Source organism: Acetobacter ascendens (assembly GCF_001766235.1).
Taxonomy (GTDB): domain Bacteria; phylum Pseudomonadota; class Alphaproteobacteria; order Acetobacterales; family Acetobacteraceae; genus Acetobacter; species Acetobacter ascendens.
This window is the reverse complement of the sequence record NZ_CP015164.1, coordinates 1,371,073-1,385,120: the sequence shown is the minus strand read 5'-3', so window position 1 is coordinate 1,385,120 and position 14,048 is coordinate 1,371,073. Positions and strand designations below refer to the sequence as shown.

General features: G+C 52.7%; 16 protein-coding genes. 8 read left to right on the top strand and 8 right to left on the bottom strand.

Annotated features, from left to right (window positions below):
* Nucleotides 1–171: 171 nt before the first annotated feature.
* Both A4S02_RS06665 and trxB read right to left on the bottom strand, forming a co-directional pair.
* Nucleotides 172–1,053: a LysR family transcriptional regulator gene (locus A4S02_RS06665; RefSeq protein ID WP_070323311.1), complete on the bottom strand. Its 882-nt coding sequence runs from the start codon at nucleotides 1,051–1,053 to the stop codon at nucleotides 172–174.
* A 116-nt stretch (nucleotides 1,054–1,169) separates the two neighbouring features.
* Nucleotides 1,170–2,117 (bottom strand): thioredoxin-disulfide reductase, encoded by a 948-nt coding sequence (gene trxB, locus A4S02_RS06660; protein WP_019088349.1) that lies wholly within the window; start codon nucleotides 2,115–2,117, stop codon nucleotides 1,170–1,172.
* A gap of 181 nt (nucleotides 2,118–2,298) precedes the next feature.
* Here trxB and A4S02_RS06655 point away from each other — a divergent pair, with 181 nt between their 5' ends.
* The 4 genes from A4S02_RS06655 to gshB all read left to right on the top strand — a co-directional run bounded on the left by A4S02_RS06655 (nucleotide 2,299) and on the right by gshB (nucleotide 6,520).
* Nucleotides 2,299–2,814, top strand: coding sequence for an Lrp/AsnC family transcriptional regulator (locus A4S02_RS06655; protein ID WP_070323310.1), 516 nt, complete (start codon nucleotides 2,299–2,301; stop codon nucleotides 2,812–2,814).
* Nucleotides 2,811–3,932 carry a glycosyltransferase gene (locus A4S02_RS06650; RefSeq protein WP_070323309.1) on the top strand — a complete coding sequence of 374 codons (1,122 nt, stop codon included), beginning with the start codon at nucleotides 2,811–2,813 and terminating at the stop codon, nucleotides 3,930–3,932. Before A4S02_RS06655 ends, A4S02_RS06650 begins: the two co-directional genes overlap by 4 nt.
* Nucleotides 3,929–5,425, top strand: a complete 1,497-nt coding sequence (locus A4S02_RS06645) for an ArnT family glycosyltransferase (protein ID WP_070323308.1) — start codon at nucleotides 3,929–3,931, stop codon at nucleotides 5,423–5,425. Before A4S02_RS06650 ends, A4S02_RS06645 begins: the two co-directional genes overlap by 4 nt.
* A gap of 99 nt (nucleotides 5,426–5,524) precedes the next feature.
* A complete protein-coding gene (gene gshB / locus A4S02_RS06640; RefSeq protein WP_070323307.1) occupies nucleotides 5,525–6,520 on the top strand; it encodes a glutathione synthase in 996 nt (331 codons plus the stop codon).
* A gap of 3 nt (nucleotides 6,521–6,523) precedes the next feature.
* Here the strand turns inward: gshB and A4S02_RS06635 are convergent, their stop codons facing one another.
* Entirely contained in the window at nucleotides 6,524–6,706 is a 183-nt protein-coding gene (locus A4S02_RS06635; RefSeq protein WP_019088355.1) for a hypothetical protein, read from the bottom strand.
* Between the two features lie 49 nt (nucleotides 6,707–6,755).
* Here A4S02_RS06635 and A4S02_RS06630 point away from each other — a divergent pair, with 49 nt between their 5' ends.
* Complete coding sequence (locus A4S02_RS06630; protein WP_208858926.1) at nucleotides 6,756–7,553, top strand: class I SAM-dependent methyltransferase; 798 nt, start codon at nucleotides 6,756–6,758, stop codon at nucleotides 7,551–7,553.
* Here A4S02_RS06630 and A4S02_RS15785 read toward each other — a convergent pair.
* Nucleotides 7,528–7,749, bottom strand: a complete 222-nt coding sequence (locus A4S02_RS15785) for a hypothetical protein (RefSeq protein ID WP_162272816.1) — start codon at nucleotides 7,747–7,749, stop codon at nucleotides 7,528–7,530. The two genes, A4S02_RS06630 and A4S02_RS15785, sit on opposite strands and share 26 nt — an antisense overlap.
* Between A4S02_RS15785 and A4S02_RS06625 the strand changes: the two genes are divergently transcribed.
* Genes A4S02_RS06625 through A4S02_RS15850 form a run of 3 tightly spaced genes read left to right on the top strand, consistent with a single transcriptional unit; the run spans nucleotide 7,710 to nucleotide 10,071 of the window.
* The gene (locus A4S02_RS06625; protein WP_070323305.1) at nucleotides 7,710–8,966 is read left to right on the top strand and encodes a cbb3-type cytochrome c oxidase subunit I; all 1,257 of its coding nucleotides are present in this window, start codon (nucleotides 7,710–7,712) and stop codon (nucleotides 8,964–8,966) included. The two genes, A4S02_RS15785 and A4S02_RS06625, sit on opposite strands and share 40 nt — an antisense overlap.
* Nucleotides 8,963–9,931, top strand: a complete 969-nt coding sequence (locus A4S02_RS06620) for a heme o synthase (RefSeq protein WP_070323304.1) — start codon at nucleotides 8,963–8,965, stop codon at nucleotides 9,929–9,931. Before A4S02_RS06625 ends, A4S02_RS06620 begins: the two co-directional genes overlap by 4 nt.
* A complete protein-coding gene (locus A4S02_RS15850) occupies nucleotides 9,922–10,071 on the top strand; it encodes a hypothetical protein (RefSeq protein ID WP_019088359.1) in 150 nt (49 codons plus the stop codon). The genes A4S02_RS06620 and A4S02_RS15850 overlap by 10 nt, the downstream gene beginning before the upstream one ends.
* A gap of 64 nt (nucleotides 10,072–10,135) precedes the next feature.
* Here A4S02_RS15850 and A4S02_RS06615 read toward each other — a convergent pair whose 3' ends face one another.
* From A4S02_RS06615 to A4S02_RS06600, 4 genes are all read right to left on the bottom strand, one after another.
* Nucleotides 10,136–10,327 (bottom strand): hypothetical protein, encoded by a 192-nt coding sequence (locus tag A4S02_RS06615; protein WP_019088360.1) that lies wholly within the window; start codon nucleotides 10,325–10,327, stop codon nucleotides 10,136–10,138.
* Nucleotides 10,328–10,414: 87 nt separating this feature from the next.
* Nucleotides 10,415–11,386 carry a Tim44 domain-containing protein gene (locus A4S02_RS06610; protein ID WP_019088361.1) on the bottom strand — a complete coding sequence of 324 codons (972 nt, stop codon included), beginning with the start codon at nucleotides 11,384–11,386 and terminating at the stop codon, nucleotides 10,415–10,417.
* A 26-nt stretch (nucleotides 11,387–11,412) separates the two neighbouring features.
* A complete protein-coding gene (locus tag A4S02_RS06605) occupies nucleotides 11,413–12,753 on the bottom strand; it encodes a TldD/PmbA family protein (protein WP_019088362.1) in 1,341 nt (446 codons plus the stop codon).
* On the bottom strand, nucleotides 12,750–14,015 hold the full coding sequence (locus A4S02_RS06600) for a M16 family metallopeptidase (RefSeq protein ID WP_019088363.1): 1,266 nt from the start codon (nucleotides 14,013–14,015) through the stop codon (nucleotides 12,750–12,752). Before A4S02_RS06600 ends, A4S02_RS06605 begins: the two co-directional genes overlap by 4 nt.
* Nucleotides 14,016–14,048 lie beyond the last annotated feature (33 nt).

Below are 14,048 nucleotides of genomic sequence, written 5' to 3'. Positions count from 1 at the left end.
ATAATAGATAAATATAACAAACATTACATATATCTATCAGGAAAAACTGAGCGTTAAAGCCGTTAGAATATTTCTATTGATAAAGATTTTAGCACATAAAAACAAAAAAGCCCGCCCCAGAGAATAAGGGCAGGCTTTTTTATTGTGTGATATTTGGTAATGCGATGATGTTTACCGAATACCTAATTCACTCATAAGAAAATCACGGAAAACAGCAACGCGTTTAGAGCTGCGCAGCTCTTCCGGGTAAACAAAATAAGCATCTACTGTTGGTGTCGTAATTTCCGGCAGGATCTGAACCAGATCCGGAAATTCTTTTGCTGCGTAAGTTGGGATAGACCCAATACCCAAGCCTGCAGCAATAGCAGAGGCCACAGCAGCCATGCTGTTAACTTCTAGCCGAGCAGTCTGCGTGCTGTCATCGGTGCGGCAGGCTTGCGCTAGCCAGTTAACATGCGCAACTGGGGGATGATGTTCACCAAATAGCACCAACTGGTGTTCTTTGATTTCCTCCAGAGATTTCGGCATGCCGTATTTCTCAATGTAGAGAGGGGCAGCAAAAATTGGCAGGCTAAAATCCGCCAGATGGCGTTGGATTAGGTCTGGCTGTCTGGGTGCATGCATACGCACCGCTACGTCAGCCTCCCGCATGCCTAAATCAAGATCATTATCTTCCAGAATCAGGCAAATATCTATTTCGGGATTATCTGCCATAAAGCGATGAAGCCGCGGCATAAGCCAACAGTTACCAAAGCCGGTGGTTGTGGTTACGCGCAGCCGCCCGGCTGCCTTTTCCTTACTTTCTGTCAGCAGCGTTTGTGTCATTTCCAGTTTGGAAAAGACTTCGCGCACGGTTTTATGAAGTGTTTCACCCTGTTCCGTCAGGATCAGGCCGCGGGCGTGCCGATGAAAGAGAGGAACCTGAAGGACGTCTTCCAGCGCGGAAATCTGCCGTGATACGGCAGATTGGCTAAGGTTGAGCACATCCCCCGCGTGGGTAAAGGAACCGGCTTCTGCCACTGCATGGAAAACCCGGAGTTTGTCCCAGTCCACGCATGCCTCCTGCAAATTGAATGAAGTTACAAAAACACAGCCGTGTTTTATGCGGTGTATTACGTGCAGGAATTGGCCCCCTTGGTCAAGGGATGAAGCCGTTTTCTGTTAAGTTATCAGGATAAACCAGCAAGATAACGTTCTGCATCCAACGCTGCCATGCAGCCAGTTCCTGCGGCTGTTACGGCTTGGCGATATGTTTTGTCTTGCACATCCCCCGCGGCAAAGACTCCGGGTACAGAAGTGCGCGTGGTGCCGGGTGTGGTTTCAATATACCCTTCAGCATCTAGTGTAAGCTGATCGCGAAAGATGCCTGTATTGGGGGCGTGGCCGATTGCAATAAACACACCATCGGTTGGAATGGTCTGTTCGCTCTCATCCTGCGTATTTTTCAGCCGTACACCGCACACTGTTTCTGGTGTGCCATCGGCCAGAATATCTTCCACAACACTGTTCCAGATAACGGAAACCTTGGGGTTGGCAAAAAGTCTGTCTTGCAAAATCTTTTCAGACCGCAAGCTATCGCGTCGGTGCACCAAAGTAACATGCGCGGCATGGTGGGTGAGATACAGGGCTTCTTCAACAGCAGTATTGCCACCACCTACAACCACTACATTTTTCCCGCGGTAGAAAAAGCCATCACATGTGGCGCAAGCAGAAACACCAGCACCTTGTAAGCGTTTTTCACTTGGCAGGCCCAGCCAGCGGGCCTGTGCACCTGTAGCAACAATAACTGAACGAGCTTTGTAAATGGTGCCCGAATCACCTGTCAGACGGAATGGTGATCCTGCTTTGAAATCAACAGATGTAATAATGTCGTATTCAATGCGTGTGCCCACATTCTGTGCCTGTTCAGCCATTTGTTCCATCAGCCAAGGGCCTTGTATGGCTGTGGCAAAACCGGGGTAGTTTTCAACTTCTGTGGTAATGGTGAGCTGGCCACCTGGTTGCAGCCCGGCAACCAGAACAGGAGAAAGGTTGGCGCGTGCCGCATAGATAGCAGCAGTATACCCGGCCGGTCCTGCGCCAATAACGAGCAGATCAGTTGTAATGGTTTCAGCCATATTGGCAGCGCTCCCGCATATGGAAATCAAGCATATAGGCCGCTGTTGTGAAGGCAGCCTGTACGTAACTGTTGGAAGCATATGGCTGCCACATGGGTTTTGGGCAAGGGCGTGCATCTTTTAGGTGTTTGCCGCCGGATGTGGTGCATGGCATATACTCGCGCGAGTTGAATTGGGGTGCATGCCTCTTGTGCAGGATGGATCAGGAAACGTGACAGATCTGGACGCAGTTGATCTTCGCATTGTGGCAGAGCTTCAGAACGATGGCCGCATGACCAATGTGGAGCTGGCCCGCCGTGTCGGTATTTCCGCTCCTCCGTGCTTGCGTCGTGTTCGGCGTTTGGAAGAAGAACGCATCATCCGCGGCTATCATGCAGAACCCAACGCTGCCGCTTTGGGGTGGCCCATTACCTTTTTTGCGTTGATTGGTCTGGAAAGCCAGAAAGAGGCCATTCTGTGCAGTTTTGAGCAACAATTGGCTCAATGGCCAGAAGTACGCGAATGCCACATGATTCGCGGTGGTGGAGACTTTCTTGTCCGTTTGATTGCGCGTGATGCCGCGCATGAAAATCAACTGACCCGCCAACTAACAGAGGCACAGCACGTCATACGTGTGCAAACCCTGCAAACCATCCGGACAAGTCTGGAGCGTTGGGGCGTGCCTGTGCAGGTTGAGGAGGAAGGGCAGGCCCCGTGACAGACCATCAAACGGTTTCGACTGAAACCGTTACGAGGGGGCCGGATATTAGCGTGGTTGTACCATGCTATAACGAATCGGCCAATGTGGCGCCTCTTGTAAAAGCTCTGGAGCAGGCGCTGGCGGGCAGGCAGTGGGAAGTTATCTTTGTAGATGATAATTCGCCCGATCATACCAGCCAGCGAGTGAGAGATCTGGCACGGAATAATGCTCGTGTGCGTGGCATTTGCCGTATAGGACGCCGGGGCCTTTCATCCGCTGTTATAGAAGGTGCGTTATCTTCATCCGCGCAGGTTGTGGCGGTGATGGATGGAGATCTCCAGCATGACGAATCACGCCTTGGCGCACTGATAGATGCTGTTCTGAACAATACATGTGATGTTGCAGTCGGGAGTCGGCATGTAGAGGGTGGCAATAATGCCGGTTTGGCCAATGCATGGCGGCATGCGTTATCTGATGGTGGTATCTGGCTTGCACAACGCGTCTTGCCAGTAAAACTGACAGATCCGATGAGTGGTTTTTTTGCGTTAAGGCAAGAAACATTCGCTGCCATTGCGCCGCGTTTATCTGGTACAGGTTTTAAAATCTTACTGGATTTGTTGCTTTCTGCAGCCAAGCCTTTGCGCGTGCAGGAGGTGCCCTGCGGGTTTCGCCCGCGTGTGGCGGGGGAAAGCAAGCTGGATGCGTTGGTTATGCTCCAGTTTGCCGCACTCCTTTTGGACAAGTTTGCCAAAGGCTGGGTGCCTTTGCGGTTTGTTGCCTTTTGTATGGTCGGGCTGGCAGGTGTTGGCACAAATCTTGCCGTTATGCAGTGCGCCCGGCTTGTGGGGGCGCACTTTGCTATGGCGCAGGCCATTGGCACTGTTGCCGCTATGATTCTGAATTTCTTTCTGGATAACAATTTCACGTATCGTGACAGGCGCTTGCGCGGTTGGGCATGTATGCGTGGGCTTGTTCTCTTTATGTTGGTGTGTTCGGTTGGCGCCTTGGCGGATGTGGGCATTGCCCGCATGATTTACGGCCAGAATCATATGCTTAATGAGGCAAGTCTGGCAGGTGCCATTCTTGCTGTGGTGTGGAATTACGCCATGTCTTCAACCGTTGTCTGGCGCTCGTGATCGCAAAAACAGCAAACCACATACGTGGTGTATGGATGTGCCTGATAGCGCTGGGGCTACTCACATTACTTCGGCTCATTCTGGCTGCATGGATTCCGCTTTCGCCTGATGAAGCCTATTACCGTCTCTGGGCATTGGCTCCGGCAGCGGGGTATCTTGATCACCCACCCATGGTGACGCTGTGGATGCGCATCGGCATGTTTTTTGCGGGTGATACCGCAGAAGGCCTGCGTTTTATGGGGCCAGTTTCTGCGGCTATCGGCACGGTTTTATTGGTGCAAACTGCACAGCAATGGCTGCAATCTCAGAAACTGTTTGCAGAAAGTGCCAGCAGCGGGTTCGTAACGGCTCTTAAACCCGGCATTGTATTAAACAGCACATTAGCCGTGGGGCTGGGCACACTGATCATGACACCAGATACCCCGCTGGTGTTTTTTATGGCTCTGCTGTTGTGGAGCGTGAGCAACCTGCTTTCTGGCAAGCATCCAGCATTTTGGTTGCTGGTGGGGCTTTCTGCCGGACTGGGGTTTGATAGCAAATATACGGCGCTTTTACCTGTAGCTGGTTTAGGTATGTGGTTGCTGGCAACGCGCGCAGGAAGGCAATGGTTACGCACGCCGTGGCCTTGGCTTGGTGCTATGGTGGCGGTGATATGCATGGTCCCTGTGGTGGAGTGGAATGCAACGCATCACTGGGTCAGCTTTCTCAAACAAGGTGGCAGGGCAGGGGATTGGCAGCCCGCCCGTATGTTCACCTTTATGGGGGAATTGCTGGGCGGCCAGATTGGTTTGGCATCTCCGCTTATCTTTGTACTGTTCGTGGTAGCCGTAAAATATTTGCTTAGGCTGCGGGATCAATTCGCCCAGCTATTGCTGTGTATGATTTTGCTGCCTGTGGCTGTTTTTGTGCAGCACGCTATAGGTGCGCGCGTGCAGGCAAACTGGCCTGTTGTGTTGTATCCAGCACTTGCCTTATCTGTGGTGTGTGTACCGTATCGGTGGTGGAAAGCAGCCTGCGCGCTTGGTGTAGCCATGTTTATTGTGGTGGTCGGGCAGGCTTTGTGGGCCCCCGTACATCTTTCGCCCCATTTTGACATGACGTTGCGGCAAATGGGCGGCTGGCCCGAATTTGTGGAGAGCGTAGAAAAGCAGATTCCGCCAGACACTTTGCTGATTGCAGATGAATACGGGCTTGCAGGTGAGCTTTCTTTTTATGTCCAGAATCGCAAAGTGCTGGCGGTTGAACCGAGATGGCAGTTTTTTGCGTTTCCGCACTCTACGTGTGGAGCAGAGGGCTATTTGTTGCGTAGCCGCAGGCGGCATGATCAACCTGACTCTACGCTTTTTGATATTCTTGCTCAATATCCAGATATTTCACGCAGTCGCCATAGCGCCGTGGCCGATAGTTACGCGGTTTATCATATAAGATTGCGCTGCTTGGGGAACGCGGAGATGCGGGAAGATACTGCAATATTGCCTGCCAATAAACGTTAAGTCAGATGGCTATGGCCCAGTGTTGTTTGCACCGGGCAGGCAAGGCAGGATACTCTGGCTACAGTTTATATAGCCAAGAATAACAGGAAACATACCTCAATGGCATCATCCTTACAGGTTGCGGTTCAGATGGACCCTCTGGAGCACGTTAATATCCATGGGGATTCAACCTTTGCGCTTATGCTGGAAGCTCAGAAACGCGGGCACGCCCTGTATGTGTACGAGGTGAATTCGCTGGCATTGGGTGAAGGAGCGGTGGAACCAGAGCAGTCTTCCAAAACCCGCGTAACGGCTTTGATGCGCCCTGTAACAGTCCGGCGGGAAGAAGGAAACCATGCCACATTTGGTGCGCCAACGCGCCAGTCATTGGGGGATATGGATGTGGTGCTGATGCGTCAGGACCCACCTTTTGACATGGCATATATTACAGCCACGCACATGCTGGACCACGTGCATGGTATTGGTCCGGGCAAAGCTTTGGTGGTGAATGATCCGCGCTGGGTGCGTGACAGCCCTGAAAAACTTTTGGTGACTCACTTTCCAAATTTAATGCCGCCAACCTTGGTGACGTGGGATATCGAACAGATTCGGGCTTTCCGGGCAAAATGGCACGATATTATTGTGAAGCCACTTTTCGGGAATGGCGGGAGCGGGGTTTTCCGTATCCGTGAAGATGACCAGAATCTGAATGCCTTGCTTGAAATGCATTTTGCGCGTTCGCGCGAGCCGTTGATGATTCAGCGCTACGAACCTGCCGTAACGGCTGGCGATAAGCGTATTATTCTGGTGGATGGGGAACCCATAGGCGCAATCAACCGTGTGCCATCGGGGGAAGATCACCGGTCAAACATGCATGTTGGCGGTGTGGCCAAACAGATTGGGCTGAGTGAGCATGACCGTGAAATTTGCACAGCTATTGGCCCGTTTCTGAAAGAACACGGTCTGATTTTTGTGGGAATAGACGTGATTGGCCAGTATTTGACAGAAATTAACGTAACGTCTCCCACTGGCCTTCAGGAGCTGGAACGTTTTGATGGTATCAATGGTGCAGGCGCAATCTGGGACTGTATAGAGCGTAAGCTAAACGCAGCGTAACCTTCAGCCTTTGCTTGGTTTTTGCGTAGGGGGCTCATTTTGTTTGGTGGGTGCTTCCGGATCAGCCAAAGGCGTGTCTTTCCCAAAGCGGTTGTCCAGCCATTCATATATCGGGTCTCGGAAGTAGTAGATGAAAATACTGGCCCATATGGCAATGGCGACGATGGCAAGAAGAATTTCAAACATAGTTCTATTTAACACTATCTATTGCACAGTTGCAGCGTAAAAGGAGTATATGCCCTTACACAAGGGCGCTTTTGTGACGCGTGCCTTGCGCAGAAGAGGAAGACCGTTTGTGGCTCTTGAAGAAATGTCCACCAGCAGGCAGAGAGAGGACATGAGTGACGTTCTCCAAAATTATCCTTCCGGCGGGGGGGATAGTCCCGCGCCTTCTCCTTCCCGCTCGGCACTGGATGCGGAGGCTGTCAAAGCCGCCTATCGCCGGTGGGCAAATGTGTATGATGTTGTTTTTGGCGGCATCTCCCGGTTTGGGCGTTTGCGTGCTGTAGAAGCCGTAAACGGTCTGCCCGGTACAGATGTGCTGGAAGTGGGGGTAGGCACCGGCTTGGCGCTGCCTCATTACCGGCCAGAAAAGCAGATTACCGGCATTGATCTTTCTGCCGATATGCTGGCCAAGGCGCGTGAGCGTGTGCAGCGTGATAAGTTGACCAACGTTAACGGTCTGCTGGAAATGGATGCCGAAGATACGCAGTTTGAAGATGCTTCCTTCGATATCGCCGTGGCCATGTTTGTAGCTTCTGTGGTGCCGCATCCACGCCAGTTATTGCATGAACTCAAACGCGTTGTGCGCCCCGGTGGCTATATCCTGTTCGTAAACCATTTTCTGGCACCGGGTGGTGTGCGAGGCGCAGTGGAACATGCGCTGGGCCGGGCCTCTCACTCCTTAGGGTGGCATCCTGATTTCGCAATGGAATCGCTTTTGCCAGCCGAAGATATGCGGCGTGCCTTCATTCAGCCTGTTCCGCCATTAGGGTTGTTTACTTTGGTTACGCTAGAAAATCTGCCTGCATAACCTGTGCGCTCCTGCCAAGGCAGGGGCGTTTCTTCTGCGTGGCAGAAAATGGCATTTGCGCGTATGTAACGTAAATACGATGGAACAGTTTTATGCCGTGCCACGCGCCAAGGGCGCAGGGCTGCATGATGCCAGTAAGAAATTGGAAATTGGAGCATGATGGTCGCCCATAACCAGAGCCAACAGAATGAGACATCTGGAAATGGCATGCGTGTTGCCAGAAAAGGAAATGGTACAGGGGCCGCTTATGTGGTGCTGGCTGCTTTGGCAGCATTAGCTGGCGGAGGTGCTTCTACACTTTCTGAAATGGGCATGATGCCAGCCACGGCCGGATGGCATGCTGTGGTGCAGGCTCATCCTGTTCTTATGCTTTTATATGTTGTTGTTCCGGCTTTGCTGGGTGGCTTTGGCTCTTTGTGGCTGCCGCGCGCAGTGCAGCGTTCGGGCGTATTGCTGCCACGGTTGAATGATGCGGGCTTTCTGTGTGTATTTGCCGGAGCTGCCCTGACGGTTACCGGAGCAGAGCTTAAAACTGCCACCTTGTTGTGGTGTGTTGGCACGTTGATGACATGCATGGCTTTGTTGGCAACGGTGTTTGATAGCCGCGCCGATATGGAAGAACGCAAGCCATTCTCTCCTTTTGTGTGGGGAGAAATGCTGGCAGCCGCTGTTATGCTACTTACGGTGCCCGTTATGGCCGGGCAGATTGTTAAACACTGGCATGATACCGCTGCGGTAAATGTAGAAAGTTTTGCTGGCCCCGTGGGGTTGGTTGTGTTGCTCGCGGGCTTTGGTGTGGTGTTTGAAATTAGCGCCCGCGTTGGCAAGTTTTCTGAAAAACCTGTTGCATCCATTATGGCTGCCGCTGCGGCTTCTGGCGTTGTGGCGTGGACCAAAAGCGTTTTCATGCAGGGCACTGAAAGTGCTGGCGCGATGCAGGTTGGCAGCGCCATGCTGGCTCTGTGTTCCTTTGCCGCCACCTGTCTGGCAGTGCTGTGGTTGGCAGGTACGTGGAATGCCCGTACCTCGCTGCGTGTGCCGTTGCTTTGGGGCTTGGGCTTTATGAGCGTGGTTTCCGGTGGTTGGCTTGTGCAACTTGTGCAAGGAAGTGGCCTGCATTCTGCGCTTCAGCTTGGTGCGCTGTATGTTGTATGCGGCGGTTTCTATCTGTGGCGTGGTGAAGAATGCGGATATTGGTATCCGCAACTTATGGCGTATCTGCATTTTGCCTGCACAGCCATAGCTACGGCGCTGGTGTTTGTGCCGGGTGCTCAAATGGCAAGTGGGGCGTTTTTTTGTTTGGCAGCCCTGTGCTTTGTTGGCGCAGTTGTGGTGAGCTTTCGGCGTAACCAGCAGACAACATCACATTGGGCCGCAGTTTCTGTTCAGGCTTCCAAGGGATACCGGGCATGAGTGACAGCGTGGCAACAGCTTCCCTTGAAGCAGCAGCAGAACGTCGTCCACGGTTTAAGGCCGATCAGGTTGGTACTCGTGCGCGGGATTGGATTCAGCTGCTAAAGCCACGCGTGATTTCGCTGGTTGTTTTTACCGGTGCGGCCGGCATGATTGTCGCACCCGGCCACATGAATTTCTTTGTGGCATTAGTAACCATCTTTTGCATCTGTATGGCCTCTGGCGCGGCTGGTGCCATCAATATGTGGTATGACCGCGATATTGATGCCGTGATGCAGCGTACCATTACACGCCCTATTCCGGGAGGGCGCATCCCAGAAAATGAAGCATTGGCTTACGGGGTAGGGCTTTCCTGCCTTTCTGTATGTTTGATGTGGATGGCAACCAACACGTTGGCTGCAGGCATTCTGGCATTTTCCATTTTCTTTTACGCCGTTATCTACACAATGTGGCTTAAGCGCTCCACACCGCAGAATATTGTGATTGGTGGTGCTGCAGGGGCTTTCCCACCCATGATCGGGTGGGCAGCGGCAACAGGCCACATGGCCATTCTGCCTGTTGTAATGTTTGGGATTGTCTTTTTCTGGACACCTCCGCATTTCTGGTCGCTCTCTCTGTATGCCTGCAAGGATTACGGGCGTGCGGGTATTCCTATGCTGCCGGTGGTGCGTGGTGCACGGCATACACGTTGGCAGATCTTTATTTACACGCTGGTGCTTCTGGCTGTTTCTTTGGTGCCATCCTTTATGCATCTGTGCGGTTGGTTGTATACAACTACGGCTTTAGTGCTTGGCCTGGGGTTTATTGCATGTGCTGTGCGCGTCTTGCTGGAACCGCAGGATGCGCAGGGTGTAAGCCTTAAAGGGGATAAAGCGGCCCGTATTTCATTCCGCTTTTCTCTGGCTTACCTGTTCTTTCTTTTTTGTGGTCTGCTGGCAGACCACTTCCTTCAGGCATGGGTGTAAGTGGTATGAATGCACAGCAGGATGGTCTGCTTGAGCAGACAGAAAAGCACAAACGGCAAAAAGAACGTGTGCGCACCATGCTGGGGTTTATGATGGTATTAGTGACCATCATGTTCGGGCTAACTTTGGTTCACCCGTAAGCTTTAACTGTTAAAGCCAAATAATACCCGCTCACCACGCATATAGCTACGTTGAGATAAACGCTTAGCCTTGCTTCTGTGCAGGGCTTTGTGCGTTTAGAAGCGTATCTTTGCTGATATCTATGCCCTGTGTGCGCAAACGGGTGAGATCAGCTTCCAGCTCTACCAGTTTACGTTTCTGCCAGAATAGAAAAAACACCCCAAAGCAGATTGCTAACGTAACACTGCATGCAGTCAAAATTTCAAGCAGCAGCATAACAGCCTATCCTCCCGTTAATGTCAGGCAGGCAATAAAAAACCCCGCCCTTTGAGGTTAAAGGGCGGGGCTATAAAATGCCAGTGCTTACTGGCGGGTTTGCTGTATGGCCGAAAGAAGCCAGCGCCCCCCGCGAGAAGGCCGGGTAAAGGTCCACAACTCGGTAATGTTCACCGGTTCGGTAGAGCTACCCTGAATAACTTGCCCCGTAGCATTGGTTGTAAGGTCAATCAGGCTATAGCGCATGGCAACAGTGGCAAAATCCATACCGTTTTCGCGCCATGCCTCGGCCAAATCCCCCTGAATAAAATGCACATCCGAAACAACGTTACGCGCCCCTTGGCTGGCAAGGGCAGAAAGCTGCTCGTTGAAATAGGACACCATTTCCGGTGTGGCCATTTGCTGCATGGTCGGAATATTCTGCTGGTTCCACGCTGTCTGAATATCCATCAGCGTTTGCTGGAAGGCCTGATAATCTGCAGTGTTAATTTGCAAAGAAGCATTCCCACCGGCAGAAGGCATAGCCCCCGGCGTTACACCTGGTGAATTGGCCACACCGCCAGCCCCCATGGAAAAACTGCTGCCACCAGAGCTTTTATTGCCAGTAAAGCGACGCACCAGCCACATGATGATCATGACAACAAAGGCTATCTGGATCATCAACCCAATCAGGCTGAAAAAGCTGTGCATGCCGCCAAAAAAGCCGTGCCCACTCAGCAGGCCAAACAAACCGGCCCCCAAAAACCCACCAGCAAACCCGGTTAGGAATGGGTGTCGAACACCAGATTGAGCAAAGGGGGCTGCTGGGCGTGCAAACGGTGTGGTTTGCGGCCCAGAGTTAGGGGAAGGCGCCGTGCGCGGCGTAATGGAGCGTTCCATCGGGGCCGCACTATAAGGTGCCGTACGTGTGGGCGGAGGGGCGCTCCATGTTCTGCTGCCACGGCTGCCCATAGAGCCACCTTGGCCGGGGCGGGCATCAGCATGCAGGGCCAAAGGCCCCGCAATAAGGCCGATGCTCAGGAAGGCAGTGAGAACAGGTGCAAGAATGCGGGGTTTCACAGAAAGAATAGTCTCCGGCTAAGAGGTTATGCCCCGGCAATGCTTAGGGCATCTGTACGTAATGTGGGGGCGTCCGTGCCAAAACGGAAGTCCAGATCATTAGCTAACGTAATGGACGCAAAAATATCCAGAAGGTTGCCCGCCAAGGTGAACTCGGCAGCGGATTCTGCAATCTTGCCATCACGAATCATAAACCCGGAAGCGCCACGGCTGTAATCACCGGTAAGGCCATTGATGGAAGAGCCCATCATTTCAGTAATGTAGAGTCCTTCCTTAATATCTGCCATCAGTTCGGTGGGGGAGAGTGTGCCGGGCTCAAAAAACAGATTGGTAGCAGAAGGGCCGGGAGGGCCAGATGTTCCGCGCGCAGCATGGGCATTACTTTGCAGCCCAAGTTGGCGGGCGCTTCGGCTATCCAGAATCCAGCTTTGCAAAGCGCCATGTTCTACCAGATGCAATGGTGCAACCTGCATGCCTTCGCCATCAAACGGGCGGGAGCGCAGGCCCTTTTTACGGGTTGGATCATCCGTAATGGTTACATCTTTGGCAAAGATGGATTGCCCGAGTTTATCCTTCAAAAAGGATGTGCCGCGTGCAATAGCCGTGCCCGTAATGGCCCCAGCAAAGTGGCCCAGAAAGCTACCTGCTACCCGTGGGTGAAACACAACGGGATAACGGCCAGTGCGGGGTTTAATGGGGTTAAGGCGTGCAATGGCTTTTTCCCCAGCACTTTTGCCAAGTTCTGCCGCATCTTTCAGATCACGCAGCCAGACTGTGCCGTGGTAATCGTAATCACGCTGCATGCCATCGCCGGAACCCGCCAGCACGCATACAGAGTTGGAGTGCTGTGTGCGGGTATAGCTCCCGGAAAATCCGGCAGATGTCACCAAATATACTTCTGTGCGCCCGCAAGAGGCGCTGCTGCCAGCGCTGTTGGTAACGCCTTTTATGGCCAGAGCCGCTTCTTCTCCAGCGCGTGCGCGGGCCAGCAGTTCTTCAGTCGTAGGTTCTGCCGAATCCGCTAGTTCCAGATCATTCTGGGTAAAGCGGCCTTGCTGGGCCAGTGGGTTGAGGCCAGCGTATTGATCTTCTGGCAGCACGCGGGCCATGGCCATGGCTTGTTCTATCAGCGCATCAAAGCGTGAAGGCTCAGGCGTGGTGGTAGAAAGAATGGCACTTTTTTTGCCAGCAAAAACACGAAGCCCCAGATCCGTGGTTTCAGATCGTTCCAGTTCTTCTGTCACGCCATTGCGGACACCGGCACCAGCCGCCACGCTGCGGACAAATACGGCGTCTGCTGCATCTGCTCCAGCCTTACGTGCGCGGGCAACCAGATCAGAAATACGGTCTAGGGTTTGTTCCGTCATGCTGCCAGTTTCTCCGTAATGATCTGCAAGGAAGGAATGTGCTCAATCGGGCCAAGGGCTGCAAGCGTGGGCGTGCCTGTAAAGATGCGCGATGCCGCACGGCAAATATCCCCAGCGTTTACAGCTTCAATTTTGCTAACGGTTTCTGCTGTAGGAATAATCCGGCCAAAAATCTGTAACTGTCGGGCAATCTGCTCGCATCGGCTACCAGTGCTTTCCAGGGACATCAAAAGCGACGCTTTAAGCTGTGCCCGTGCGCGCACCAATTCTTCTTCCGTCACACAGCGCTGAATTTTATTCAGTTCTTCCAGCGTTACGGGCACCAGTTCCGCACATTCCTTGGCACCTGTGCCTGCGTAAATGCCGAAGATGCCACCATCGGTGAACGGTGCGTTGAAGGAATAGACAGAGTAAACAAGCCCACGCTTTTCCCGAATTTCCTGAAACAGGCGGGAAGACATGCCGCCACCTAGCACGGTGGAAAGCAAAAGAGCGGGGAAGTAATCCGGGTCTCCATACCCAAAGGAGGGGAAGCCCAGCACAACATGTGCCTGATCCAGTTCCTTCACCTGTCGGAATTCACCACCGCCATAACGGGCAGAGAGTGTGGCTGGTGCAGAAGAGGAAGACAGATTGGCAAAATGTTGCTGCACGCGCTGCACAACATCTTCATGGTGCAAGTTGCCTGCGGCGGCCACAATCATGTTGTCTGTGGTGTAATGCGCTTTCATGTAGCGCATCAGGGTTTCGCGGCTCATTTCCCTGATCAGGTTTTCCGTGCCCAATGTTGGGCGGCCCATAGGCTGGTTAGGAAAAGCTGTTTCCTGAAAATGATCAAAAACCACATCGTCAGGCGTATCATTTGCCTGCCCGATTTCTTGCAGAATAACCCCGCGTTCGCGCTCCATTTCAGCAGGATCAAACGTGGAGTTGGTGAGGATATCACCAATGATATCAACGCCCAGCCCCAGATTTTCCTTAAGGAGCTTGACGTAATAAACGGTCTGCTCCCGCGCGGTGTAGGCATTGATATGCCCGCCAACATTTTCGATTTCCTCGGCAATGCGCAGGGCGGAGCGGCTGGTTGTGCCTTTAAAGGCCATGTGTTCCAAAAAGTGGGAAACACCGTTTTCTTCTGCCGTTTCGTGGCGTGTGCCTGTGGCCACATAGGCCCCGAAAGAAACTGTTTCCACCCGTTCCATGCGTTCTGTCACAACAGTCAGGCCGGAGGGCAGGCGGGTAATGTTGATGGGATCTGTCATTCTTGTCCTGAAAAAGAAAGGCCGCCGGGCAAG

Bases quoted from the DNA above. Each gene is read 5' to 3' on its own strand.
- trxB (WP_019088349.1), bottom strand. From the start codon at position 2,117: ATGGCTGAAACCATTACAACTGATCTGCTCGTTATTGGCGCAGGACCG.
- A4S02_RS06655 (WP_070323310.1), top strand. From the start codon at position 2,299: ATGCCTCTTGTGCAGGATGGATCAGGAAACGTGACAGATCTGGACGCA.
- gshB (WP_070323307.1), top strand. From the start codon at position 5,525: ATGGCATCATCCTTACAGGTTGCGGTTCAGATGGACCCTCTGGAGCAC.
- A4S02_RS06635 (WP_019088355.1), bottom strand. From the start codon at position 6,706: ATGTTTGAAATTCTTCTTGCCATCGTCGCCATTGCCATATGGGCCAGT.
- A4S02_RS06630 (WP_208858926.1), top strand. From the start codon at position 6,756: ATGCCCTTACACAAGGGCGCTTTTGTGACGCGTGCCTTGCGCAGAAGA.
- A4S02_RS06625 (WP_070323305.1), top strand. From the start codon at position 7,710: ATGATGGTCGCCCATAACCAGAGCCAACAGAATGAGACATCTGGAAAT.
- A4S02_RS15785 (WP_162272816.1), bottom strand. From the start codon at position 7,749: ATGTCTCATTCTGTTGGCTCTGGTTATGGGCGACCATCATGCTCCAAT.
- A4S02_RS06620 (WP_070323304.1), top strand. From the start codon at position 8,963: ATGAGTGACAGCGTGGCAACAGCTTCCCTTGAAGCAGCAGCAGAACGT.
- A4S02_RS15850 (WP_019088359.1), top strand. From the start codon at position 9,922: ATGGGTGTAAGTGGTATGAATGCACAGCAGGATGGTCTGCTTGAGCAG.
- A4S02_RS06615 (WP_019088360.1), bottom strand. From the start codon at position 10,327: ATGCTGCTGCTTGAAATTTTGACTGCATGCAGTGTTACGTTAGCAATC.
- A4S02_RS06605 (WP_019088362.1), bottom strand. From the start codon at position 12,753: ATGACGGAACAAACCCTAGACCGTATTTCTGATCTGGTTGCCCGCGCA.
- A4S02_RS06600 (WP_019088363.1), bottom strand. From the start codon at position 14,015: ATGACAGATCCCATCAACATTACCCGCCTGCCCTCCGGCCTGACTGTT.